Source organism: Rhizobium sp. PP-F2F-G48, assembly GCF_004342335.1.
Taxonomy (GTDB): Bacteria; Pseudomonadota; Alphaproteobacteria; order Rhizobiales; family Rhizobiaceae; genus Ferranicluibacter.
In genome coordinates this window covers 1-23,896 of sequence record NZ_SLVH01000018.1, presented here as the reverse complement: position 1 = coordinate 23,896, position 23,896 = coordinate 1, and the positions used below count along the sequence as shown (strand labels likewise).

Genomic DNA, 23,896 nt, shown 5'->3' with positions numbered 1-23,896 from the left:
CCTTATCGACGAGCAATGTGATCCGGAAAGGATCGAACGCATCATGGCGGACCAGCCTAAATCATAAGCTCTGCGGCCTTCGCCGGATGGATACGCCGCTGTCGCCACATGATCTCACCAATCACAACTGCATCAATCTGAGGCTGCCGACGAACGGAGCATTCTATGCTTGGGGATTTGAGAAAGACGGCAAGTCGCTGCGTGTGAGGGTAGAAGGCCAGCTTGCCTTCAATGGCTCTAATCAGATCTTTACCGCAGCACTTGACGGCTGTGGGCTAGCATACGTGCCACAGTCCCTTGCCCAGCCGCATGTGGAGCAGGGTCGGCTAGTCAGCGTGCTGGAAGATTGGCTCCCCGCGACACCCGGTTATCACCTGTACTACCCGACAAGAAGGCAGTCTTCCGCAGCCTTCTCACTTCTGGTCGAGGCGCTACGGTACAGAAGCTGACCCAGGTTGAGAAACCTGCTTCCGTCTTGGTTCTTTAATCGTCACGGTGTTGCGGGGGGCTTTTCTTAAGCAGGAGCTGCGACGCGTCCGAAAGTTTGCGCCGCAGTGTCTCGCATCGATTTCAGAAGGTTCGACGGCAGTTATCGTTGGAGCCTCCGACAATCTTAGGTGTCCCATCGTGACTGGTGGCAACGTTGTCGATCAATAAATTCCCTGCTGATCCCAAAAATTACAATGATGATCGGCGACGAAGCGGCCAGGTGGAAGAACTTGTGATGATGGCAACTTCAGACGCAGCACATTCTGCTGGCTAGGGTCGTATTTTGGCCAATGCTCCCACTGATTGGCGTTTGCGACAGTCGTCCAATATCGGACCATTTCGTCGGAAAGCTTTTCCTGGAGAGGGTTCAGCGTAACTGGCTGACCCATGGCGCCACCATGATACCCTGGAAAGAGATATTGCAGCTCGGAGGTGTGGGCAGCCCCTAATGGAAAGGTCGTGGGCTTCAGATAGGATGGTGCCGTCCTGTCGGCAAACTCATATGCGTAAACAGGGGATTTTGCAGATACCCATCGATTGAGAGCAAGAGCCGGGCAAGCAAACAGGTAATCGGTAACTGCTGCCGCATAAGCCTCGCTTGGCGAGTTGTAGTTCGCAGTTGAATATTCTGAGAGGACTGCGGGCGTGAGGGCAGTTTTAAAGAACGCCTCTACCGCCTTTGGAAAACCTTCCTCGGTCATCGGTTGCCCTGTTTCATTTTCAGGGAAACCGACGAAGAAAGTGCCTTCATCGCGCGTCGTGCCGCTCACCAGGGTAACGTTGTTGAATTTGCCAGCTCTTAGAGCTTCGCCGGGCGCAGTCGGATAGAAATCCCCATCAATGATACCATTGCTTCGAAATGGCCCTTCTGACGCAAGGATCTGTCCGACGGTGAGGCTGCGCAGACACGCTGCGCTCTGATCGGAACAGCCCGCAGCATTTGCGAAATTCGTTCCTTTGAGTTCAGCAGCATCGAGCGGCGTGACACCGGCAAAGTTGGGATATTTGATCATCTCGGAAGCGCCGCTCATGCTTATCGCATGCTGGAACTTGCCCGTGGACCATGGCGATACGACATGAGCTATGACGCTGCTGCCGCCTGAAGATTCGCCCGCGATGGTGACATTGCTTTTATCGCCCCCGAAAGCCGTGATGTTGCGCTGAATCCAATCCAGCGCAAACGACTGGTCCATTCGTCCGTAGTTGGCGAACGGATGGCCTTCCTTGTCGATAGCGGGGTGAGCGAAGAAGCCGAACATGCCGAGTCTGTAGTTCAGCGTGACGACGACAGCGCGGCCTTCGAGCGCAAGCTTGCGGGGATCATGGTCATCCGACTGCCCCACGGACAATGCGCCGCCATGGATCCAGACGAAGACAGGAAGGCTCGCGCGTCCTGAAGGGATCGTGCGTGGCGCATAAACGTTCAGGAAGAGGCAGTCCTCCTTCCCGCCCGGCGTTGCAAACGCCCCCAGATTTGCATTTTGAGGGCAGGAGCTCCCTACTTTCGTAGCGTCGAACGTCTCCCGCCATGCCGCGGGTGCCTGCGGAGGTTTCCAGCGGAGATCGCCAACAGGCGGCGCGGCATAAGGAATGCCGAGATAAGACCGCAAGGTTCCGTCATCCACCCCCTGAAGTGGCCCGCTATCAATCTTGACGGCGGATGTGGGCTGGTCGGCGGCGACAGATCCAATGGAGCTGGCTAGGAAAAGTGCGGCCGCAATTGCGGAGCGCTTGAGAAGTGTGGTCATGCTTAAAACCTTTTGAAATTTGAGATTAGACCTAGTCGTCGTCGTCGTCACTGGGGCAGCGCGTAGGCGATGATCTTCGTACCTGCCTTGGTATTGAGCGAGGGCTTTCCGCCTGCCGCGATCAGCACGAACTGCCGTCCGCTTTTCGGGGACTTGTAAGTCATGGGACTTGCCTGCCCACCTGCAGGAAGCCGAGCCTTCCAGACCTCTTGCCCGGTCGACGAGTCGTATGCCCGGATCGCCTGTTCGACAGACGCCGCGACAAAGACGAGTCCACCCCGTGTCGTCACTGTGCCGCCGGAAAAGGGCACGCCCATGGTGACGGGCAATTCCGACGGGATGCCAAATGGGCCGGAGTCTCGAGCGGTACCGAAAGGCTTTGTCCAGATCATTCGCCCGGACGACAGATCGACCGCACTCATAATGCCCCACGGTGGCGCCGTGCATGGCGTTCCAAGCACCGAGAGGAATGGTGCGATCTGTACCGCGTAGGGCGTGTTGATCATCGGGCCACGAGGACCGCTGTTTGGCCCTTTGCCGCTGACGATCTTAAAGCCACGTTCGTCGGCTTGGCTGCGGGTGAGCAATTGCGTCAGGATTGGGAGGCGCATGGAATTCACCAGCATGATGCCGCGGTCGGCATCCACCGAGATGCTTCCCCAGTTCACCCCGCCGCCGTACCCCGGCTGGACAACAGTCTGCCGATCAAGACCGATCGGCGTCAGCGTGCCCTCGTAGCGCGCCTTCTTGAACGTGATGCGGCACAACATCTGATCGATCGGTGTGATGCCCCACATGTCCCTCTCCTGCAGATCCGCGCCGCGGAAGGCAGGCATGCCAACAGAGAACGGCTGGGTTGGCGACAGGCGTTCTTCCGGGACCACCCCGCCCTGCGGGACGGGTCGCTCTTCAACCGGCTTGAGCGGTTCGCCAGTCTCGCGATCGAGAACAAACATCTCACCGCGCTTGGTGGGTTGGATCAAGGCTGGCCTTATGCCGTTCGCCGTCGGCATGTCCACCAGCGTGGGCTGTGATGGCACGTCGTAGTCCCAGAGATCGTGATGCGTCGTTTGGAAGTGCCACCGGACCGCGCCCGTAGCTACATCAACGGCAACGACGGAGCTGTTGAATTCGTCGTCGAACGAACGGCGGTTTCCACCGAAGAAGTCGGGGGACGAGTTCCCGGTCGGGAAATAGACGAGGCCCAACGTCTCGTCGGCACTCATTGGGGCCCAGCTATTGGGGGTCGAGAGCGTGTATGTTTCGCCCTCCGGCGGAGCACCGCGGCGGTCCAAACGACCGACATCGAACGCCCAGGATAGCTCTCCTGTCACAGCGTCGTAGGCACGCACAACGCCCGAAGGAGCGCCCCAGAGCTGGTTGTCGAGGACCGCACCGCCAACGACGACCTTGCCTCGAATGACCTGCGGCGGGGAACTCAGATAGTAAAGGCCAAAAGAGAATTCGCCCAACCCGTCCATCAGGGACACGTGGCCGTTCTGACCGAAGCCTGGGCATGATTGCCCGGTATGCGCATCGACGGCAATCAGGTCTGGCGCTTGGCTTGGCGCGAAAATGCGTTCCGCGCATGGACCAGTCGCATTCGGCACCTGGTAGTAGGAGACACCGCGGCACGGCTTGCCAGACTCGGTGCTCCCCGTCATTGCATGACGCCAGCGCTCCTGTCCCGTATCGGCATCGAAAGCGACGATGGAATTGTAGCCATTGCACACATAGACGGTGTCGCCCACGACGATCGGGGTCGCCTCGAGGCCGCCCGTCGGCCCTGGGATTGCCGGACCCGTTTCCGCTTCCCACGCGACCTGCAGTCCTGAGACGTTGTCGACGTTGATATCTCGCAATGGGCTGAAGCGCGTGCCTCCGGCATCATTGCCGAAATGGCGCCAGTCAGTGCCGGCAATGGTCGCCAACGGCTGTGCCAGAGGTTGAGGGACCGGGACACGTCCGCCTGTCTGCCACATAGGGTCAGCAGGTCGGTCAGGACCAAGCGCGTTCAACCCCGCACCGACGGGGACCGCGAGAACCGCTGCAACCACGAATGGGGGCCATCCACCAAAACGACGCAGATGACCCGTGACGACGACCTGGGCGTCGAATGACACGAATAACATTCCAAAGCCGAGAACAAAGGGAGCAACGAGGCGTGGGACCAGTTCCCAAGGCTCGAATCCCACTTCCCAGATTGACCAGGCAATTGTTGCAACAAGCATCGCGCAATAAATCCAAGCGCCCCACCTGTCGCCTCTCCACAGCAACGCACCGCTAGCGACGACGGCTAATCCGGTAACGCAGTAGTAGGGAGACCCTCCTTCGTAGGTAAGTAGAACGCCCCCGCAGATCAACGCGAAACCGATGACGAGCAGGACCGCCGAGTAGAGCCGCCTGAACCAGATGGCGATTCTACTCGTCGGCGGAGATTGGAGTGTCATGCGGCTGCCTTCCGAAAATGATGCTGGTAAGATCGAAAGGGGGAGAGTAGCGCGGCGCGGCGCACAGATAATCGGCTCCAAATCGATTACACTTATGAACACGATTCATGGACAGAGTACCGAAGGCCACCCGCTCTTAGTAAATCATGTCGCGTAGTTTTTATGTTGTTGCCCGAGAATCAACTGGCGATCCCCATTCATGGGCTCACTGCATAATTCCTATCGGAATTCAGCCTCTAATCGTGGAGCAAACAGGTCCCACATATCTCTCCACTTTCCGATGTTTCCATCGCGGGTGAAAACCGCCGCTTTGAGGAAATCGAAAATGCGAGAATAAGGACGCTTTGACATGGAATACAGATATCTCGGTCGGACAGGCCTGAAAGTCAGCCCGCTCTGCCTCGGAACCATGAACTTCGGTGAATTCACCGACGAAGCGACAAGCTTCCAGATCATGGACAAGGCGGTTGAAGTCGGCATCAACTTTTTTGATACAGCCGATGTCTATGGCGGCCCGAACGCGCCGGACATGAAGAAGGGATACGGCATCTCCGAGGAGTACATCGGACGGTGGCTGGCTCAGGGCAGTCGCCGGGAAAAGATCGTTCTCGCTACCAAAGTCTATCAACCGATGGAGGTTGGACCGAACGACAAGTATCTCTCCGCCTACCGTATCAGAAAGGCATGCGAGGACAGCCTTCGCCGCCTGCAGACCGACCATATCGACCTTTATCAGATGCACCACATAGACCGGAACACACCATGGGAGGAAATCTGGCAGGCAATGGAATTGCTCGTTCAGCAGGGAAAGGTTCTCTATGTCGGGTCCAGCAATTTCGCCGGATGGGACATCGCGACGGCTCAGTCGAAGGCCGCGTCCCGCAACTTTCTCGGCCTGGTCTCCGAGCAGAGCCTCTATAACCTGACAGCACGGACCATTGAGCTGGAAGTCATCCCGGCATGCCGTCACTACGGTCTTGGACTGGTCCCATATAGCCCGGTCGGTGGCGGACTTCTCGGAGGAATTTTGCAGAAGGTTACGGACGGGCGCCGCTCGAGGCCGAAGGTGACGGAGCGGATCGAGAAGTTCCGCCCGCAGTTGGAAGCCTACGAAGCGCTATGCCGGGACATTGGAAGACAGCCTGCGGATGTTGCGCTGGCCTGGTTACTGCAAAATCCTGTGGTCACCGCCCCCATCACCGGACCTCGTACCGTCGAGCAGCTCACAGAAAACCTGCAAGCCATCGATGTAACCTTGTCGCAGGAAACGCTCGACCGCCTAGACGAGATTTGGCCGGGATACGGACTAGGCGCGCCTGAGGCCTACGCCTGGTGAGCAGGTCGAGGTCGTAATTGATCACCTTCCGGCTTCGCTCGAAGCCGCAATCTAAGGGAACAGAAATGAACAAGCTCGCCGTCACAGCAATCTCTATGACCCTCGCCGCCTCGGTCCCCGCTCTGGGCGATGATGACAAAAAGCGCTTCGGGGCCGTGCCCGTCACGATGGCAGACGTTCAGGCCGTCTCGCCTGCTCTGGCCAAGTACACGCAAAGCGTTATCTTCGACGATCTCTGGATGCGTCCTGGTCTCTCCCCGCGTGACCGAAGCGTCATAACGGTCGCGGCCCTGATCGCCCGGAACCAACCAGTCGAGATGCCGTATCACTTCAATCTGGCACTCGACAACGGTGTCAAGCCTGCGGAACTCTCGGAGATCATCACCCACCTCGCCTTCTATTCCGGCTGGGGGAATGCCACCGGCGCGGTTGCTGTAGCTGCACAGGTCTTCGCCGCGCGTGGTATCGGTGCTGACCAGCTTCCCGAAGCATCCCCTGCTCCACTTCCGCTTGATGAAACGGCGGACGCCGAGCGCGCAAAGCGCGTCGAGCAGAATGTTGGGCCGGTGTCGCAGGGCGTCGTTGAATACACGAACGGTGTCCTCTTCAAGGACCTTTGGCTTCGTCCGGGGCTTGCGCCACGCGACCGCAGCCTCATCACCGTCACCGCGTTGGTCGCCTCCGGTCAGGTGGCGCAGACCCCGTATCACCTAGACCGAGCTATGAGCGCCGGTCTTACGCAAGATCAGGCATCCGAGATCCTGACGCACTTAACCTTCTATGCGGGTTGGCCGAACGTGATGTCCGCTGTTCCGGTCTTTAAAGACGTGTTCGAAAAGCGCCAAAGCTGACCGCATGGTAACAATCAGTGCCCGGTCCGATCATACTTGGGACCGGGCACGCCTCATACGAGCCAAATTTATCCGCGGTAACGCAAGGCATCAACAACCACGTTAAACGCCGCCGAAGACTGCCGCCTGCTCGGATAGACCAGATGGTATCCGGGGTAGTACGGGCACCAGTCACCTAGGACCTCGACCAACCGTCCAGCATGGATCTCGGGCTGGGCAAGCCCCTCGGGAATGAAGCCTAAGCCGAACCCGTCGATCGCCATGTTACGGATCTGCGTGATGCCGTTGCAGGTCATCTGCCCATCCACCCTCACCCGCAGCTCCTGACCGTCTTTTTCAAACTCCCAGACATACAGCCCGCCCTTGGTCGGCAGTCTGAGGTTGATACAGTTGTGGCGCGTGAGATCCTGGGGCACTATCGGCGCGGGATTGCGTGCTAGATAGTCCGGCGATCCGATAACGATCATCCGCTGTTCAGGACTGATCCGCACCGCAATCATCCCTTGCGATACGATCTCGCCGAGCCGGACGCCTGCGTCGAAGCGTTCAGCGACGATGTCAGCCAGACCATAGTCAACGACGAACTCCACCTTAATATCGGGATACTCGTGCAGCACCTTGCTGAGCTTCGGCCAGAGCACGTTGTCGATGGCGAAATCCTCGGCCGTGATGCGGATGGTTCCGGCGGGCTTTTCGCGCAGATCCGTCAACGCGATCAGCTCGCCTTCGATCTCCTCGAAACGTGGGCCGACCATCGTCAGCAGGCGCTCGCCTTCCGGCGTAGGAGCAACGCTGCGGGTCGTTCGCGTCAAAAGGCGCAACCCAAGACGCTCCTCGAGACCCCGGACGGTATGGCTCAAGCCCGACTGCGAAACACCCAGCTTGGCAGCCGCCCTCGTGAAGCTCCGCTCGCGGGCGACTACGAGAAACGCGAGCAGATCGTTGACATTCTCACGCAGCATTCACGGGCACCTCGCATCAATCGAGCGTCATCCTAGCAGGATCTCGCAGCGATGCGATCTTCTATTTATGTACCGTGCCCATATGTCTATGCAGAATTGGACATCTAATTCTTCTGAATGTGCTGCGCTACTATCGACTACTGCGCGGCCCGCAATGTCAAGGCCGATGTCGAGGTGATCAAACCCGACCAGATCGACCGCGGCTACGAGGGTCATGGCGAAGGATGTTCGCTACCGCTTCGTCCTCGACATGTCGGCCGGCCGCAAGGCCTGAGACTGCACCCATTTACCCGCACAAGAAGGACGATCAATGAAACAGTTTACAGCAACGGCCATCGCTCTCGCCCTCTTCGCTTCGACATCGGCCCATGCCGAAACATCACAGTTCTCGCAAGGCGGCTCGCGCCCTTCGATGAAGGGACCCGAAGCGACCTTCACGGGCTTGGTCGCGATCGACCCGCTTTATTCTGACAATGAGCACACGAGCCATACGGGCGGCCACGTGACCTTCGACCCGGGTGCCCGCTCGGCATGGCACACCCATCCCGCAGGCCAGATACTGATCGTCACGTCGGGGACTGGCTGGGTGCAGGAGGAAGGCGCTGAAAAGCGCGTGATGCGGCCGGGAGACGTTATCTGGTGCCCGCCCGACGTGAAGCATTGGCACGGCGCGACCGCAACGACTGGCGTCGGCCACATCGCCATCACCAACATGAAGGACGGCAAGAACGTCTCCTGGATGGAGAAGGTATCGGACGAGCAATATCTCGACTAACCGGTGAACCGGGGATCCTTCGATGAGACATGCAATGACATTGACCGGGGCGCTCGCCCTGGCAACCGCTCTGACATCGTTCGAAGCTCGGGCGCAGGATCTTCTTCCAGTGCCCCCTGTTTCCGCGACGTCCAGTTCGGACTGGATAGCCGACGTCGCGGCCGAAACATTGGATTACCCCTGGGAGATACAGGAAGCTGACGGTCGGATCTGGATAACCGAAGCCGCAGGCAACGTCGTCTCAATCGAAAACGACCGCCTGACCCGTCATCCTGTCAGGACTTCGGATCCTATCGCCCGCGAAGGGGGCGGCGGTCTGCTGGGCATGGCGCTGTCGAAGGATTTCGACACGAGCGGCATCGCCTACTTCTACCAGACCTACCGGGTCCATGGCGATCTCGCGAACAAGGTCATCGAGGCGCGCTTCGACGGAAACTCGTGGCTGGAAACGCGGGTTCTGATCGACGGGATTCCGGGGCACCGTCTCTACAGCGGCGGCCGGGTCGCGATCGGTCCAGACGGAAGTCTCTATGTAACGACCGGATGGACGGAGAACCGCCAGCGCCCCCAGGATGTCTCTAGCCTGGCAGGAAAGGTTCTGCGCATGACGATCGACGGCAAGGTCCCGGCCGACAATCCCTATCCCGGCTCCTATGTCTATTCCCTCGGCCATCGAAACCCGCAGGGACTCGCCTGGGATCCCGAAGGTCGCCTGTTCGTCGCGGAACATGGGCAGTCTGCGCATGACGAGATCAATCAGGTACTCCCCGGACGAAACTACGGCTGGCCGATCATTTCCGGCGATGAAAGCGGTCAGGGGATGGAGCGACCGCTCCTTCAGTCGGGCAACCAGACATGGGCGCCGTCCGGTATCGCATTCGCGGGCAATGACCTGCTTGTCGCGACGCTCGTCGGCAAGGGCCTTTACGCTTTTGACGAACGGGCAAAGACCCTCAAGCCGATCTTCACGTCCGGCGACAGGATCCGCGACGTTCTGCCCGTCGGCCGCGACATCTACCTGATCACCACAAACCGATCCCCCCGGGCGGAAGGACCGTCGGCGGATCGGCTGCTGAAACTGACCCGGACGCCGTAGTCAGACCAAAACGTCGATACGACAGGAAAACCAGAAATGACATTCGACTTTCAAAACAAGGTAGCGCTCGTCACGGGCGCCGCATCCGGCATGGGATTGGCGACAGCGAAGAAGTTCGCCGCCGCGGGTGCTGCCGTCGCGCTCGCAGATGTCAACGAAGATGCGGTCAGGGCTGCTGCGGCGGTACTCGTTGCAAACGGGCACCGCGCCATCGGGATACGCTGCGATGTCGCCAACATGGCAGAGGTCGAGGCGATGGTTGCCGAGACGATCGCCACCTTCGGCGGTCTTGACGCAGCCTTCAACAACGCAGGTGTCCAGAGCCCCGTAGCTGAGACCGCGCTTGCCGAAGCTTCCGACTACGACTTCGTCATGGGTGTGAACCTGCGCGGCATCTGGAACTGTATGAAGCACGAGCTTCTTTACATGCGCGAACAGGGCAGCGGCACCATCGTCAACAACTCGTCCCTGGGTGGCATCGTCGGCATCGCCGAGCGCGGCATATACCATGCCTCCAAGCACGGCGTCGTCGGTCTGACGAAAAGTGCTGGCCTTGAATACGCGCCAAAAGGCATCCGCATCAACGCCGTCTGCCCCGGCATCATCTCGACGCCGATGGTCACCACCATGCTCGAGACGCAGCCGGAAGCCATGGATGTGATGATGAAGGACGTTCCGATCGGCCGCCTCGGTACGGCCGAGGAGATCGCCGACGCAGTTCTGTGGCTGTCCAGCCCTGCCTCCACATTCGTGATCGGGCACGCACTCCCGGTCGACGGCGGCTATACGGTCCGCTGAGCGGGAACGAGGATACGATCCGATGACACATGAGATCGACGCGATCCCAAGGCCAGAACCAGCTTCGAAAGCTTCTGAGATTTGGCTCATGACCGTGCTGGGCGTACTGCTGGCCTTCGCGTCGATTTCGACCGACCTCTATCTGCCTGCGATGCCGGGCATGAGTGCCGCCCTGAATACGTCGCAGGGAAACCTGCAGTATACGGTCTCGGCATACTTGGTTGGCTTCGCCGTTGGCCAGTTGATCTGGGGGCCGATTTCCGATCGGTTCGGACGGCGCATCCCCGTCGCCATCGGGTTGGTCCTGTTCATGTGCGGATGCGCAGGTTGCGCGATATCTACCGACGTCGTCCAGCTCATTGCGTTCCGGATCCTTCAAGCTGTTGGTGCATGCGCAGGGGTGGTGCTGGGCCGTGCCATGGTTCGCGACCACTTTGGTCGGGAACGCGCAGCTGGTGTGCTCTCGACGTTGATGACGATCATGGCCGTCGCGCCGCTGCTGGGGCCGTCGGTGGGAAGCCTGATCCTCAAGGTAGCAGAGTGGCAGGCGATCTTCTGGACACTTGTGCTGGTTGGCTTCGTCGCCTTCGTCGTATTGTTCACGATCCCCGAGACACTGCCGCGAGATCGACGCAACACCGAAACCCTTGGCGCAGCATTTGCAGCCTATGGCGGATTGATTACCGAGAAACGGATTCTCGCTTATGCCGGAGCGCTGGGCTTTTTCTACGCCGGTGTCTTTGCCAATATTTCAAGTTCATCCTTCGCCTATATCGACTACCACCACCTTTCGCCGCAGATGTTCGGTCTTGTGTTTGCAATCGGCACAGTGGGTCTGATGGCATCGAATTTCGCGAACGCGCGCTTGGTTGAGCGCTACGGAAGCGACCGGATGCTGAGGCTTGGAGCCATCGGGGCAGCCGTGGCGGGTCTGCTTCTCGCGTTCTTCACGGCGACGGATATCGGCGGGATCTACAGTATGGCTTTGAGCCTATGGCTATTCACTGCCATGAACGGTTTCATCAGCGCCAACGCGATCTCAGGTGCGCTTGCCGATTATCCGACACGAGCGGGCGCTGTGTCGGCCGTGATGGGTTCTATCCAGTATGGCAGCGGTGTTGTCGGATCCGCAGTCGCTGGCCTATTTGCAACGGGGAGCCCGTGGCCAATGGGAGCAGTGATTGCCATCTGCGCGCTTTGCTGCTTGGCATGTGCATTCTTAATAAGAATGCCTACGCTGGAATCCACATCGTTGAACCATTAAGCCGCTCGCCTTGAATGGATGAGAACCTCCGACCCGAATATTACGATTCTCGGTCGAAACGCCAATTTCTCTTCCTTGACGGAAACTTGGCCCTCACCGGTGGTCATTGAGAGCAGGTGACGATTGGGCCAATAGCCGAGCGTGAGCCTCGCATGGCACCCTATCGGATTGAACACCTCAAACTGCAGGTCGGACTATCAACGTTTGCGTGTTGCACCTAGGTCAAGTTGGAAAGCGCCTGTTCGATAACCGAGCTGGCAATTCGAGCGGTTGCTAGCAGTCGGACCCGGTCATTTCCATTGCGCGCTTTCGCGGAAAGGCCCGACATAGTCGTGCTGACATAGTCGGTTAGAAGCTCAGCCGCTTTCGGATGACGGGTGGCGATATAGTCGCGAATTTCATTCTCCGCCGCAATGTTGCAGGCGAGCGCTGCATTTCGAGCTTCCGGATCATTGCTTCGCGTGCCTTCCACAACGAGGCAGCCAGTTGCGGGATCGGCGGCATAGCGGCGCGCGGCCTCCTCCAACTCGATGATGGCAGGTATGATCCGTTCAATTGCGAGCGACCAGGCTTGCCGATCCGGCTCTAACTTCCTAGACAGTTGAAAATGCTGGTTTACCATCAGTAGATTTTGCAGTTGCTGGACGAGACCCGATCGATCGCCTTCTCTCGCGATCATCGAGAGGTACTTTACCAGCGTTCGGAGACCTTCAGCTGGGATCAGAACGCCATCGGTATCTGGAGCAGACGAGGCCTCTTTGATATCATTAAGCGACCTCACCCATTCCTGTAACAGCAGGCGCTGAAACGGCTCATCTCTGGTGTCTCCCGATAGAGTAAGCGCAAGCATAAACAGCTTCTCGGGGCTTTGATCGACCCATCGATCAAAAACTGGCACCGATACCTGTCCAGGGCCTTGCGGTTTGAACCGAGCGTCGGTGGTCACCGTCGTGATCATACCAGGGCTCGCTTTCAGCTGATCTGCTAACTCGCTCTGCAACAGTCGAAGCTCTGCCATGTTGACTGGCCACCACTGCGAAAATTCTTGTGCCCTGTAGAAGCCGATGACATCGACCGAGTATACGTCACGCGACGTTTCACGCTTGCGAACCTGCATCATGGTGAAAGATGGAAATGCCTCTTCTTCACCGTTTCGGTCGAAATCTCGAAGGGGATCAACGAGCACAGCGAGTGCCCGAGAAGACGGTTCTCTACTTAGGAGCCGCACGATCCTATCAATCTGGTTGAGTTTTCCACCAAACAGCCTGAGGCGCGATCCATGAGGATACGGAAAGTCATTATCCCGGCTGGAACGCTCAAGTTGCCACCACTTTACGAGATCTTCGAGCCAATTTTGCATCTCCTCCTCGGACACGCTGTTCGAACGAGGATATTCGGAAGGTAGTTTCAACGAGCCCTTTCCTGCGTCCGTCGGCTCATAATGGACGATCAGGGTTTCGCCAACATGGGCTCTCGCCTTTCTCGCAGCTAGCGCGTAAAGCTCGTCAAGATTTGATCCCTGGACCAGGACCGGAGCGCCCGGCACACTCTTCAAGCCCAATAATGTTAGAGAGGCTGGCGCCGAAACCCGCAAATCGAGCCCGATACGGGGAAGGTCAATTCGTTCGACCGAGATTTCCGGCGTATAAGGTAATCCTTTTAGGGTTAGCAACATCGCCGCGCCATGATCTGCGCCATCTTGAAAAGTCCCTGCCGACACAACGGCAATACGGTGAGGAATGTCGGGATCGTTCGATTCAACGTACTCGTACCGAAAATTATGCTCGTGCTTGTGCCCATGAATCGCCGCAGCAACATTCGTTTCTTTCAAAACGGAGCGCAACTGTTCGAGATTGGTGATGCCCTCGAAAGGTTTGTACTCCACCCGAAAACTTGGCGACCGAAGATGGTGATGCATGACAGCCAGCCTGACTTGCGAGCCCGCTGTCGGTTGCGGTGTATCATCGACCCTCTGGCGAAATACCTTCAATTGGTCATTCGAGATATTCGCCATGTCGTAATCGAGAAGGCGCCCAAGTGCCGCTTTCACTTGTTCCTCGAGGATCCCGTTACCTTGCGCCATCTTCTTCGGCAACTCTTCCCAGACAGTTGCCAGGTCACTGGGAACATTTGCGCGAACCTGCGACCAATTGCTCGTATTTAAGGGGTAAATGGCCCATTGAGCGTCGTCCGCGACCAGGCGATGTCGACCTGTATCTGAAGGCTTTTGGGGATCGAGGCCATCAATCCATGGAACGACGCATCCATTGTCGCGCCACACAGAAGCAAAATCTGCGTAACGTTCCGTCGAGCCCGGCGGCGATCCTTTCAGAACATCGTGGTTTCCTGGCGTGGAAACTATCTTGGCGGCGTCGATTCCGAATTCTTGGAAGGCGCCAACAATTGACTGGTATGCCGCCTCGTGGCTGCCTTTCGAACCCTTGTCTTGCGCGTCTCCGGCAAAGATCACAGCCTCGAGAGTGAGATGTCTACGCCGAAGATAGTCAGCGATTGAACTCAGCAATTCTCCCGTGGCCGCAATCCGGCTCGGGTTTTCGATCTTGGGAATCGAAGGCGACTTGATTTCGTCGCGCTTCAGTATGCCTGCCAGGTGTAAATCGGTGAGGATCAGAATCGTGCTTCGCTCGCCATTCGTTCAACCCTGCTGATCGGCTGGGATGAGAAACTGGCGCTCAGTAAGCTGTTGCCGGCGAACCAGGACTAGTGCTTCTAGATCGAATTTGTGCTCAGCAGCGAGAACGAAAATCCACTGGAGCATGTCGAGATTGGCTTGTTTTGCAATCGCGAGGAATTCTTCGAAGTGGTCGATTTTTTCACAAGCATCGCAAAACCTGCCGGAAGCATCCGCAATATCCTCCAGAAGTCCGTAGACGAACTTGGCATCGGCTCTCATCTGGAAATCACGATCCAACCGCTGAGAGAGAACGTTCGCAGCGCTGAGCATCACCAAAAGAGCGTCCACAAGCGTCCGGCTCAAGACCGATAAATCTTTTGGATGCAAAGCGACGCGGCCGGCATATTTGGCGTAATGCAAACCATAATGCTTGAGCCGATCCATGCGCGACAGGCAAATAATGTCGGTATGGTTGCGTCTGTCATGTTGAAATTGCTGCTGCTGCCACCGAAGTAATGTTTCGGGCTTAATTACATCCAAGCTCATTTGCTTCCTCCGGTTCTTTCTATGGCTGCGTCGCAGAAGATAGACTTGAGTGCTGTCACTATTTCAAGGAGGAATTTGGCGCCCCCTTGCAAATTCGGTTGTGTAGGATTATCTTACGGGTCGGTAAGGAGTTCGTACCAATGACCAAAGACGAAGTCAAGAATGCCCTGCTGCAAGTGCTCGATCGCGTACAGTCGCTGAGTGGCTGCTCAAGTCCTGCACTCAAGGGCTCCGATGTTCCTGGAAAAGTGCTGGAGAGCTTCGACAGTACGGTTTGGCCAGTCGCGACTGGTTGGCTAGCAAAGAAGCTCGACATCATCATTCCAAATGATGTCCATATCTTCGGGACGCTGGACGGCAAAACCCTCCTGACTATCGACGAAAGCGTTAACCTGGTCCTCGCCAAGAAGCAAAGCAAGCCCCCGATTACGGTCGCGGCGGAGTAATACATGAGCGAAAAAGATAGACAAAAAAGAATTGCGGACCGGATTAAGGAGGCTCGGCAACTGTCAGGCCTGAGCCAAGGGCAGGCTGCGAAAATGCTAGAGATGCACCGGCCGACGATCAGTGAGATTGAGAACGGTAATCGGAAAGTGTCAGCGACCGAGCTCGCGCAGTTCGCGGAAATCTACGAGGTTTCCATCAATTATCTGATGGGAGAAGGCCCGGATCAGATGAACCCCTCTGACCCAAAGCTCCAGCTTGCCGCCAGAGAACTGAGCAAACTAAGCCCAGATGCGTTGAACAGTTTGATGCGCGCGCTTGCGGTCATCCAGGGTGACGATAAGGATGACGATTCTGATGACGGCAAAGCGTAATCTAATCCTGCAGGCATCCCAAGCCGCAGCCGATGCCCGAGATCAAGCCGGCGTGGACGATATCGATCCGATCGACGTTTACACGGTTGCGGATCGGCTCGGTTTGCGAGTGCGTTTTCTCAAGGTCAGTATGGAAGGGCTCTACAAGAAGGGCCCTCCCGCGATCACGTTTTTATCGTCGCTGCGGCCGGTTCCAAGACGCGCCTTCACGTGTGGGCACGAGCTCGGGCATCATTGGTTCGGGCATGGATCGACGATTGACGAGCTTAAAGAGGACGACCGCAAGTCGTCTGATAAGCCAGACGAAATCTTGGCTGATGCGTTTTCGTCGTTCTTGCTGATGCCATCGATCGGTATCCGGAGGGCGTTCGCTTCCCGCAAATGGGACATTTCGACCCCATCACCGCTGCAGATAGCAACGGTAGCAAGCGAATTCGGCGTTGGGTACGGGACCTTAATCTCTCATCTGACCTATGTGCTTCATCACATAGATGCGGAGCAGCGGACTACATTATTGAAGACGAAACCTCAGCAAATACGGCGTTCTCTTATCGCAGACGACACACTGACAGCCCTGCCGGTCTTCGACGGACACTCGCTGACCTCCACGGTCGACCTCGATATCGGCAATGGAATTGCACTTCCCAAGCTCAGCGAGATCAAGGGCGAAGGTTTGGACTATCTGCAAGATGGCGGGGATTTTGCCATCTATAAAGCGACAACGCGCACCAAATTGAAGGTTCGGACCGGTCTGCGTCAAATGACTGTCCGTATCGGCCCTACGGAATACGAAGGCTTGATGAAACACCGACACGTTGAGGAGGAAGATGATGACTAAATCCGGATCACCGCGCCTGATCGAGGCAAGCGGCCTTTCGATCGCTTGGGGGCATGTTCTCTCTGAGCTGACAGCACCGGGTTGCACAGAGATCTCGCCACTCACACTCTCAATCACGGGTTTTGATGACGACGGATACCCCGTGGAAAACCAGAATATTCGAGTAGCTCTCGATCATTGGTTGGAAATCACAGGCAAACGGGGATGTGAAAATGTCGCATTCACGATCTTTCCAGAACGATATTATGTGCTCGCGCAAGGCAACCGCGCAGAGTTCTTCGAAATGTACCGAGAGGCGTTTCAACGCATCCAAAAATTAAACCCTCAAAACAACAAGAAAGGCTCCTACTTCCAGCGCCTGATTGATTTTGAGGGCGGCGGCAAGGGTTTCAATCAGTTGGAGTGGATCCTTGCCGAATACGAACGTCGTCCGAGCGGCCGCAGATCCAGATGGCAGGCGACAACTTTCGATCCACACCGTGATGTCAGCAGGACATCGCTTCAAGAATTCCCATGCCTTCAGCAGGTCAGCTTCACGTTTTCCGAAACGAACGGCTTGATCGTCAACGCCTTCTATGCGACGCAGCAGATCATCCGAAAGGGATATGGAAACTACCTTGGCCTCAGCCGACTTGGTCGTTTTATGGCGCATGAGATGGGATTGAAGATGGAACGGCTCAACGTATTTGTAGGCGTCGCTCAAGCGGACGATCTGAAAAAAACGGACCCAGATTTTCTTGCGATGATGGCCGTTATCAAGGCAGAACTGCAGAACGCCCCGGTTCTCGCGTGACTGCTGAACGAAAGCTTGCGTCGCAACTATTCACAATAGGCTCCAACCGGTTTTCGAGCCTTGAGGTTACGCCGGTTTTCGACGCCTATTGGCAATTTGCTGCGGAGCGGCAGGAAATCTATTTCCGAAGAATTGAGAGGCGGCTCGGTCCTTGGACCGACGATCCAATCCTGAAGCAGTTTCGGTTCACCAACGCCTATCGAGCCGCTGATCGTGTCAGCCAATACCTGATACGCTCAGTGATTTACGACCCAAACCTCGATGAAAATCCCGACGAGATTTTCTTTCGCACGATCCTATTCAAAATTTTCAATAAAATCGAGACCTGGGAGGTCCTAACCGAGCAATTGGGCGCGCTCACATGGAACGCATTCAAGCCTGCCGCGATCGATAAGGTCCTCTCCAAAGCCCAGCAGAATGGAGGCCGAATTTACTCTGCGGCCTACATCATGCCTCCTGTAAAATTGGGGCCGACTGACGGGGTGAAGCACCGCGGACATCTGGCTCTTCTTGAACTCATGATGCGGGAACGGGTTTATGAACGCATTCAGGAAACGCAAACCCTGAAGCAGGTCTATGAAATTTTGACCGCCTTTCCATCGATAGGTCCATTCCTCGGCTATCAGCTGACGATCGATCTCAACTACTCGTCGCTGATCCATCATGAAGAAAGTGACTTTGTCGTCGCCGGCCCCGGAGCTCTCGACGGCATCTCAAAATGCTTCGTAAACGCCGACAATCTGCAGCCTGCCGATATTATTGAGTTCATGACTGACCGCCAGGAACTAGAGTTTGAGCGTTTAGGTCTGAACTTCAAATCTTTATTCGGTCGCCGCCTACAGCTTATCGACTGCCAGAACTTATTTTGTGAAATCAGCAAATATTCACGGGTGTCGCATCCTGATATCCTTGGACGAGCGGGCCGCACCCGCATCAAACAGGGCTTTCGCGACCACGGCGACGCGCCGCAACCCTTCTTCCCGCCCAAATGGAACCTCACGGTGCCTGCAGAAGTCAGCCTGACGCGATGACCACCGCAGCTGCTGCGTTTTGGCTGTGCGTGATACTCAGAAGCCAGGAATTGATCCGCATTTCCTCAGCCCGGAAAGCCGCTTGGCCAGAAAGATGAATGGTTGGCTGACCCGCTGACGCGCGAACCTCGATCTCTGTCATCGCCGTGCCTTGCTGTAGACCGCCAAGGACTTTGAGGACAGCTTCTTTCGCAGCAAATCGACCAGCCAAGCGGTCGATTTGGCTGTTGCTGTTGAGGGCTTCGCTGAGCTCAAAGGCGGTAAATACTCGACCCAGCACGACGAGATCGTCTAAGGCATAGAGCGAGCGGAACTGCGGGATTTCTACGAGGTCGAGACCAATACCGATAAGAAGCACGCGCTAACGTGCCGCACTCTTGCGCAATTCCGGATCTTTGATCTTGTCGATGGCTTCGCGTCGCTCCTCCGAAGCCCTCTGAGCCTTCTGCAAAATCACCTCCATCGCTGGGCGATGTTTCTCAATCGCAGACGAAACCTTCTCGCCGGATTTCGGTGGGCCGCTGCGAGGTGAAAAACTTGCGCTTTTAAAAGCCATTTCATTCCTCCATCTCTTTGAACCGGTCTGCCAGCATACCAAAAAACTCTTTCACATCGGTTTCGATGCTGTTGATCATCGTACCAACAGTTTCGTCTTCGAGCAAATCCCGTCCACCATCAATTTGCACCACGAAGCGGACAGGCCCATCACCAATTGAAATGGGTATGCATAGGACCCATTTCAAATCACTTCGAAGGGCCTTGCGACGCAAGCGGTGTTCTGGGGCCATTAAACTGAACTCTGGAGACAGTGGAGCGAGTTCGAACCAGCTGTCGCCAGTCTTCCAGGCTTGCCCTGCTACTGTTCCATCGATTGGGATCAACATCCGCTCATCATGATGACCTTCATATCCAGTTGAATACCGAAGCCGCAAAGATCTCGTATGTCCTACGTCCGGGATCGCAATTGCAACGCGGACTTTGGGGTTACGCTGGTCAAGTGCCGCTTCGATGACGTCATCGACAAGCCCTTTGGTAAAACGGCAGGCTTCAGCATAGGTTTCGGGGGTTTGAAAGAGCCATTTGTCCAACTTCGCCGTCGCCGCCGTTTCCGCGTCCAGGACCTCTTTGATGGCCCTGTCAATGGACAGATCAAACTCGAGAAGATGCAGGCTTGTTGAAAGTTCGAGCCGTTCAGCTTGTCCGGCAGCACGGAGGTTAAGTTCGGAAGAACCGAACAATCCGGTTTGAATGAAGGCACCCATCCAATTTAGCCGATTGAGGATACGCCGTTCCGTGGCTGTCTGGATCTCGATGGCGAGGGTGATGGCATCCGGATCAAGTTCACGCTCTTCATCGAACGACCAGGCAGGAAGGTTTGAGACAATCCCCCCGTCCATATGCAAGTTTTCGTCAATGATCAGTGGTTCGAATATGATCGGAAGGGAGATGGAGGCAGCGACCGCATCCGCTACCGGAACGTTCGGCGTTCGCTCAGGAGAAAAAAGCTCCATCTTCCCCGTCGTCAGATTGGCGCTTACGATCTTGAGTATCGGCCGACCATCGCGGCCAAAGTCGCCCATTCGAACGACGCGTCCCGTTTCTGATGGGAACATCCGCTGCTGGAGAAGGATGCCAAGGGCTTCGGAAAACTCCCGCGATCTGGCGAGTCCTGATAAAAGCGACGTTGCAACGCAACCAAGAAATATAATCAATGCAGCGAAAATAGCTGCGGCGAGATATATTCTACCCCATGCCAGGAGCGCGCCGACCAAGAGTAGTGTGAGCGCAACGCTGACCAGCGAGACGCATAAAATCGTCGGCAACATCGGCATCGCAGTGCGAAAAAGCCAGACTTTCCACCATCCCCATCTACCGAACAGATGCTTCGCCTGTTTGATGGAGGGCCTGATCTCACCAAGCCGCGAGATGACGGAAGATTTATCGAGGGGGTTCAGAAGCTCATCTGCAGAGAACCCCGAGGCCTTTAGTGTTGCAACCAGAGCTCCAGCGGATGTGCCAGAGAGCCCCCTGAAATCAACACCCTTTGCTTCCAGCGCTCTGAGAGCGCCAAGATGAATCAAGGCCTTCGCACCGCCCCCGGCAAACGCCACAAACATTCGATGTGTCAAACGCTTTCCACTGCTCGTTTATGATGTTGAACGTTTACCAAACAGAAGTGGAAGCGGAACTATGAAGATCAAGTGTTGATTTCCAGCCGGCTTTAACCGGTTTTGCCCGTCGCGTTAGCCACCAGATCCGGTGTAGTGAATTGTGCAACACCAATTTTATCCGGCGTAAGTGGATCACTGCGAACGGAAAAATAGATCAAACACACACGGAAACGAACAACAAGATCGAGTGGCCCGTTCTCATATCCAGACGTTGCTGTTTCCAGGTCCGGCAACCCCACGTGGATCGGCGAACGCGCATGCTGGCCCCGCGATCATTGCCCTACACTACCGACCAGCGGCGTTGGTAGCCCCAGGACTTTCAACCTGACCACCCTTCCAGACAAACCACCTGCAGAACCCGGCTAGGGCGCCTATACCTCCTCCTGTTTCGCCGCCGTTGGATTCCAGAAAGGCAACGAAGACGAGCCTGCCTTATCTAGAACAATCGCAACGCTCTGCTCCGCTCTCGTGACTGCGACGTAGAAGCTGGAAGCGGAATTTGCCTCTAGATAGGCGCCAGATGCGATGAACTTGGCGATGGGCTCGGTCGGGACTATCAGGACGCGTTCATACGTCATGCCCTTTGACACTTTGAAATTGAGGTAGTCAAGATCGAAGGCCTTGCCTGAATTGACGCTGTGTCGCAAGCACTGAGGGTGGAAGTGACGAACGTATTCGGTGACGTGCTTTGTCGATACCAGAAACACGCCATCGTGATCCGTAACTGTCCTGTTCTCAGACTGCGTCTCGGGGAACTTCCAAGACGGGTCGAAGATGCTGTCAGAGAATTTCGCAATGACGGGATGGCACCGCCAAGTCGTCACGCTCTCCGCGATTTCAAGCAGTCCTTTAGCCTGACGCTCGCGCGCCCACTTGATCGACCCCGCGTACGAATATTTTGCATTCTTGGAGCTACGCGGATTTGTCGCGAGCACCGACTGACGGATGTCCCCGACCATGCGAATGTCGACCGAAGAATGCAGCAGCACGTCGATGATTTCCCAGTCGTGAGCGCTGAGATCCTGAACCTCATCGATCAGGATTTCATCGTAAATGCACTCCAGCGTCTTCAGAAGCGCCCCCTTACTTTGGGCAACCAGTTCGTGGGCGAGGCGACCGAGTTCGCATCCGTATGCGGCGCCACTGGAGTCCAGAAATCGACCAATGCCGGTTGACATGCGATGGGGACGCCCCTCGAAATTGAAGCCTAGGACACGTTTCCCGGCGAACTTGAACGGCAGGAAAGGCTTGGCGAAATGTCGTAGCAGGAAGGTGAACCAGCCCATCACTTCGACATGATGGTGGTCGCCTGCGTACTGCTTCAGCCGGCTGATCAGTTCTTCTTGATTGGCTTGCGTATAGGTCAAGACCAGCACGCGGCGCTCACGTGACACCGAGGCGCAGTGCTCAACGATGCTTTGTGTCTTCCGAGAGCCTGCGACCGCCAGCGTCAGATGGTTAGCCATGCGCAAACTTGACAGCTTCCAGCATGTACGCTGGCGGAACAATCTCTTTGTCTGAAGCGCTGATTCGAAGAGCTGCCTCGGTCTTTTCCCTGGTCATCCATTTCAGCAGGTCTGCATGATCGGCGATCCCAAGAATGTCCCGCAGTAAAACTTCACCGGTGTGGTGAATCAGTTGTGGCTCGAGCGTCTCACCGTGGGCGACTTCACCGATGAACAGTTCGCGTTCGCCCTTCTTTAGCCACTTGCCTACAGCACCGCGAAGCTCATCTGGATCAATGCCATCGTTGTCTCGTAACGCTGTTATCGGCTTTCCGAGTGCAGCACAGAGTTCCAGACCGCGAGCCAGCGAGAGGCCGCGCATACTCAGGACGTCGATCCCGCACGCCATCGGAAGCTTCCCGTACCGGTCCCGGAAAATCCGCTCGAACACGATCTCGTCGGATGGGCCTTCGACCAGAACGATCTTATTCGCAAGGACGATGCGCAGGGTGTCATATCCGGGAAGCTTCTTGAAGTAGTCGACTGTCTCCGGGTCGAGCGTTGAGAGCTTGACGGTGACATCATGGCCCATCAAAAGAAGGGCATCCAGTCCCAAGCGATTGAGCACAAATGAGCTGTGCGTAGTGATGAATAGCTGTTGCTGCTCACCCGCAAGTGACTCGATTCTCGAAAGCAGAGTGACGAGGCTGGTGTGCGTCAAATGGTTCTCGGGCTCTTCGACCATAACGAACTTGGCGCGGCCGGCGTGCCGATTCATCGCGAGCGAGATCTTGATTGCCGATTGCTGCCCCTGACCAGACATACTGAATGGAACGTCACCCACGTGCGGAGTTACGACACCTTCCCACGACGTTCTCGCGCTTTGGTCCATTGCAAGCTCGATCGGCCGGTTGTGCAGAGTCGAGTGCACAGAACTCATCCTCGTATTGACGGCATGCAATGCAGTGTTGGACATCGAAGCCTTTACACGGCGGTATTCAAGCGAAATCTGCGCTCGCTCTGCAGGCTTTAGTTGGTCGCCGAGGATTTGGCGCATGTGATAGTCGATACCAGATGACGTCCGGACGGTGTGCGAGTTGATCACTGCAGTGGCCAAGACCTTCGGCCGGGTCGTTAGTTCCTTGTCTGCAAACGACCGCCATTCACAACGGTAGTACTCGACCGGGAGAAGAGAGGTCGGAGCCTTGGCCCACTCTTCTAGTTCTGGCGCGTAATCCGGATTCGCCGAAATCCGTATGCTCACGCCAGGACATGCCGTCGTCGGCACATGCGTGTTAACTGCGCCACATAGGATCTGCAGCTCCGGAACATCCTCGAAATACAGCTCAATCAGAATCTCCGGAAAACTGACTGGAACACCGCTGACCCGCTTCTTGATGAACTCCTCGACGACGGCTGTGTTGAACCAATGCGGATTTAGTTCCTCGGAGACGCTGCGGCCGTTGATCCGGCCCGTGAGCGCAAGCGCGACAGCCTCCATGAGCGTTGACTTGCCAGACTCATTGGCTCCAACAATCAGGTTGAATTTCCGGTTCGGCTCAACCGTCAGATTCTTATGTGTTCGGTAACCCTGAATCTTGATTTTTCGAATCATCCCGTCCTCCTCCATTCCCGGTTTCATAGAGCGCCTTTTCGATTTCGGACCCAATCGCGGTATGGTTCACCCCAAGGGAACGCTCAGGCAGATCCAATCCTTCGTATCGCAGCTTGGCAAGTCACTGTGAATAGTCAGGGTGAATAGCCCCGCGTTTCGTAGACACCCTCGGGTTACGTTTTCTGCTGCTTTTCGAACTCGACGGGCGACAGCATCCCGTTTCTGACATGTTTGC

22 protein-coding genes are annotated in these 23,896 nt (G+C 56.5%); 12 read left to right on the top strand and 10 right to left on the bottom strand.

Annotation, left to right across the window (positions count from 1 at the left end; all coding sequences use genetic code 11):
- Positions 1-449: LysR substrate-binding domain-containing protein (locus tag C8J36_RS23890; protein WP_245506719.1), on the top strand; the 449-nt coding region annotated here is incomplete at its 5' end.
- A gap of 201 nt (positions 450-650) precedes the next feature.
- Here C8J36_RS23890 and C8J36_RS23885 read toward each other — a convergent pair.
- Both C8J36_RS23885 and C8J36_RS23880 read right to left on the bottom strand, forming a co-directional pair.
- On the bottom strand, positions 651-2,237 hold the full coding sequence (locus tag C8J36_RS23885) for a carboxylesterase family protein (RefSeq protein ID WP_132537773.1): 1,587 nt from the start codon (positions 2,235-2,237) through the stop codon (positions 651-653).
- Between the two features lie 47 nt (positions 2,238-2,284).
- Positions 2,285-4,687, bottom strand: coding sequence for a membrane-bound PQQ-dependent dehydrogenase, glucose/quinate/shikimate family (locus tag C8J36_RS23880; RefSeq protein ID WP_132537772.1), 2,403 nt, complete (start codon positions 4,685-4,687; stop codon positions 2,285-2,287).
- A gap of 349 nt (positions 4,688-5,036) precedes the next feature.
- Here C8J36_RS23880 and C8J36_RS23875 point away from each other — a divergent pair, with 349 nt between their 5' ends.
- Together C8J36_RS23875 and C8J36_RS23870 are read left to right on the top strand one after the other, a co-directional pair.
- Positions 5,037-6,023, top strand: a complete 987-nt coding sequence (locus tag C8J36_RS23875) for an aldo/keto reductase (RefSeq protein ID WP_132537771.1) — start codon at positions 5,037-5,039, stop codon at positions 6,021-6,023.
- A gap of 65 nt (positions 6,024-6,088) precedes the next feature.
- Positions 6,089-6,874 carry a carboxymuconolactone decarboxylase family protein gene (locus tag C8J36_RS23870; RefSeq protein WP_132537770.1) on the top strand — a complete coding sequence of 262 codons (786 nt, stop codon included), beginning with the start codon at positions 6,089-6,091 and terminating at the stop codon, positions 6,872-6,874.
- A 68-nt stretch (positions 6,875-6,942) separates the two neighbouring features.
- On the opposite strand, the gene C8J36_RS23865 is transcribed toward C8J36_RS23870, so the two are convergent.
- Complete coding sequence (locus C8J36_RS23865; protein WP_132537769.1) at positions 6,943-7,836, bottom strand: LysR family transcriptional regulator; 894 nt, start codon at positions 7,834-7,836, stop codon at positions 6,943-6,945.
- 310 nt (positions 7,837-8,146) lie between these two features.
- Here C8J36_RS23865 and C8J36_RS23860 point away from each other — a divergent pair, with 310 nt between their 5' ends.
- Genes C8J36_RS23860 through C8J36_RS23845 form a run of 4 tightly spaced genes read left to right on the top strand, consistent with a single transcriptional unit; the run spans position 8,147 to position 11,769 of the window.
- A complete protein-coding gene (locus tag C8J36_RS23860) occupies positions 8,147-8,611 on the top strand; it encodes a cupin domain-containing protein (protein WP_132537768.1) in 465 nt (154 codons plus the stop codon).
- A 34-nt stretch (positions 8,612-8,645) separates the two neighbouring features.
- Positions 8,646-9,707, top strand: coding sequence for a PQQ-dependent sugar dehydrogenase (locus C8J36_RS23855; RefSeq protein WP_132537767.1), 1,062 nt, complete (start codon positions 8,646-8,648; stop codon positions 9,705-9,707).
- 36 nt (positions 9,708-9,743) lie between these two features.
- Positions 9,744-10,505: a glucose 1-dehydrogenase gene (locus tag C8J36_RS23850; protein ID WP_132537766.1), complete on the top strand. Its 762-nt coding sequence runs from the start codon at positions 9,744-9,746 to the stop codon at positions 10,503-10,505.
- Positions 10,506-10,527: 22 nt separating this feature from the next.
- A complete protein-coding gene (locus C8J36_RS23845) occupies positions 10,528-11,769 on the top strand; it encodes a multidrug effflux MFS transporter (protein WP_132537765.1) in 1,242 nt (413 codons plus the stop codon).
- 217 nt (positions 11,770-11,986) lie between these two features.
- Here C8J36_RS23845 and C8J36_RS25535 read toward each other — a convergent pair whose 3' ends face one another.
- Both C8J36_RS25535 and C8J36_RS23835 read right to left on the bottom strand, forming a co-directional pair.
- Complete coding sequence (locus C8J36_RS25535) at positions 11,987-14,398, bottom strand: metallophosphoesterase (RefSeq protein ID WP_281029274.1); 2,412 nt, start codon at positions 14,396-14,398, stop codon at positions 11,987-11,989.
- A 27-nt stretch (positions 14,399-14,425) separates the two neighbouring features.
- A complete protein-coding gene (locus C8J36_RS23835; protein WP_132537763.1) occupies positions 14,426-14,950 on the bottom strand; it encodes a hypothetical protein in 525 nt (174 codons plus the stop codon).
- 140 nt (positions 14,951-15,090) lie between these two features.
- Here C8J36_RS23835 and C8J36_RS23830 point away from each other — a divergent pair, with 140 nt between their 5' ends.
- From C8J36_RS23830 to C8J36_RS23810, 5 genes are read left to right on the top strand one after another with little or no spacing between them, the layout of a single operon-like run.
- The gene (locus tag C8J36_RS23830; RefSeq protein WP_132537762.1) at positions 15,091-15,396 is read left to right on the top strand and encodes a hypothetical protein; all 306 of its coding nucleotides are present in this window, start codon (positions 15,091-15,093) and stop codon (positions 15,394-15,396) included.
- A 3-nt stretch (positions 15,397-15,399) separates the two neighbouring features.
- Positions 15,400-15,768, top strand: coding sequence for a helix-turn-helix transcriptional regulator (locus tag C8J36_RS23825; RefSeq protein ID WP_132537761.1), 369 nt, complete (start codon positions 15,400-15,402; stop codon positions 15,766-15,768).
- A complete protein-coding gene (locus C8J36_RS23820; RefSeq protein WP_132537760.1) occupies positions 15,740-16,606 on the top strand; it encodes an ImmA/IrrE family metallo-endopeptidase in 867 nt (288 codons plus the stop codon). The genes C8J36_RS23825 and C8J36_RS23820 overlap by 29 nt, the downstream gene beginning before the upstream one ends.
- On the top strand, positions 16,596-17,399 hold the full coding sequence (locus tag C8J36_RS23815; RefSeq protein WP_132537759.1) for a thymidylate synthase: 804 nt from the start codon (positions 16,596-16,598) through the stop codon (positions 17,397-17,399). Before C8J36_RS23820 ends, C8J36_RS23815 begins: the two co-directional genes overlap by 11 nt.
- On the top strand, positions 17,396-18,430 hold the full coding sequence (locus C8J36_RS23810) for a nucleotide kinase domain-containing protein (protein WP_165915160.1): 1,035 nt from the start codon (positions 17,396-17,398) through the stop codon (positions 18,428-18,430). The genes C8J36_RS23815 and C8J36_RS23810 overlap by 4 nt, the downstream gene beginning before the upstream one ends.
- Here the strand turns inward: C8J36_RS23810 and C8J36_RS23805 are convergent.
- From C8J36_RS23805 to C8J36_RS23785, 5 genes are all read right to left on the bottom strand, one after another.
- Entirely contained in the window at positions 18,414-18,788 is a 375-nt protein-coding gene (locus C8J36_RS23805; protein ID WP_132537758.1) for a holo-ACP synthase, read from the bottom strand. The two genes, C8J36_RS23810 and C8J36_RS23805, sit on opposite strands and share 17 nt — an antisense overlap.
- 3 nt (positions 18,789-18,791) lie before the next feature.
- The gene (locus tag C8J36_RS23800) at positions 18,792-18,986 is read right to left on the bottom strand and encodes a hypothetical protein (RefSeq protein WP_132537757.1); all 195 of its coding nucleotides are present in this window, start codon (positions 18,984-18,986) and stop codon (positions 18,792-18,794) included.
- Between the two features lies 1 nt (position 18,987).
- Positions 18,988-20,559: a patatin-like phospholipase family protein gene (locus C8J36_RS23795; protein WP_132537756.1), complete on the bottom strand. Its 1,572-nt coding sequence runs from the start codon at positions 20,557-20,559 to the stop codon at positions 18,988-18,990.
- A gap of 413 nt (positions 20,560-20,972) precedes the next feature.
- Positions 20,973-22,067, bottom strand: a complete 1,095-nt coding sequence (locus C8J36_RS23790) for a UvrD-helicase domain-containing protein (protein WP_132537755.1) — start codon at positions 22,065-22,067, stop codon at positions 20,973-20,975.
- Positions 22,060-23,661, bottom strand: a complete 1,602-nt coding sequence (locus tag C8J36_RS23785; RefSeq protein ID WP_132537754.1) for an AAA family ATPase — start codon at positions 23,659-23,661, stop codon at positions 22,060-22,062. Before C8J36_RS23785 ends, C8J36_RS23790 begins: the two co-directional genes overlap by 8 nt.
- Positions 23,662-23,896 lie beyond the last annotated feature (235 nt).

Excerpts from the sequence above, each read along its gene's own strand:
- C8J36_RS23800 (WP_132537757.1), bottom strand. The coding sequence starts at position 18,986 with ATGGCTTTTAAAAGCGCAAGTTTTTCACCTCGCAGCGGCCCACCGAAA.
- C8J36_RS23850 (WP_132537766.1), top strand. The coding sequence starts at position 9,744 with ATGACATTCGACTTTCAAAACAAGGTAGCGCTCGTCACGGGCGCCGCA.
- C8J36_RS23820 (WP_132537760.1), top strand. The coding sequence starts at position 15,740 with ATGACGATTCTGATGACGGCAAAGCGTAATCTAATCCTGCAGGCATCC.
- C8J36_RS23870 (WP_132537770.1), top strand. The coding sequence starts at position 6,089 with ATGAACAAGCTCGCCGTCACAGCAATCTCTATGACCCTCGCCGCCTCG.
- C8J36_RS23790 (WP_132537755.1), bottom strand. The coding sequence starts at position 22,067 with ATGGCTAACCATCTGACGCTGGCGGTCGCAGGCTCTCGGAAGACACAA.
- C8J36_RS23835 (WP_132537763.1), bottom strand. The coding sequence starts at position 14,950 with ATGAGCTTGGATGTAATTAAGCCCGAAACATTACTTCGGTGGCAGCAG.
- C8J36_RS23875 (WP_132537771.1), top strand. The coding sequence starts at position 5,037 with ATGGAATACAGATATCTCGGTCGGACAGGCCTGAAAGTCAGCCCGCTC.
- C8J36_RS23860 (WP_132537768.1), top strand. The coding sequence starts at position 8,147 with ATGAAACAGTTTACAGCAACGGCCATCGCTCTCGCCCTCTTCGCTTCG.
- C8J36_RS23815 (WP_132537759.1), top strand. The coding sequence starts at position 16,596 with ATGATGACTAAATCCGGATCACCGCGCCTGATCGAGGCAAGCGGCCTT.
- C8J36_RS23785 (WP_132537754.1), bottom strand. The coding sequence starts at position 23,661 with ATGATTCGAAAAATCAAGATTCAGGGTTACCGAACACATAAGAATCTG.
- C8J36_RS23880 (WP_132537772.1), bottom strand. The coding sequence starts at position 4,687 with ATGACACTCCAATCTCCGCCGACGAGTAGAATCGCCATCTGGTTCAGG.
- C8J36_RS23825 (WP_132537761.1), top strand. The coding sequence starts at position 15,400 with ATGAGCGAAAAAGATAGACAAAAAAGAATTGCGGACCGGATTAAGGAG.
- C8J36_RS23855 (WP_132537767.1), top strand. The coding sequence starts at position 8,646 with ATGACATTGACCGGGGCGCTCGCCCTGGCAACCGCTCTGACATCGTTC.
- C8J36_RS23865 (WP_132537769.1), bottom strand. The coding sequence starts at position 7,836 with ATGCTGCGTGAGAATGTCAACGATCTGCTCGCGTTTCTCGTAGTCGCC.
- C8J36_RS23830 (WP_132537762.1), top strand. The coding sequence starts at position 15,091 with ATGACCAAAGACGAAGTCAAGAATGCCCTGCTGCAAGTGCTCGATCGC.
- C8J36_RS23845 (WP_132537765.1), top strand. The coding sequence starts at position 10,528 with ATGACACATGAGATCGACGCGATCCCAAGGCCAGAACCAGCTTCGAAA.
- C8J36_RS23885 (WP_132537773.1), bottom strand. The coding sequence starts at position 2,237 with ATGACCACACTTCTCAAGCGCTCCGCAATTGCGGCCGCACTTTTCCTA.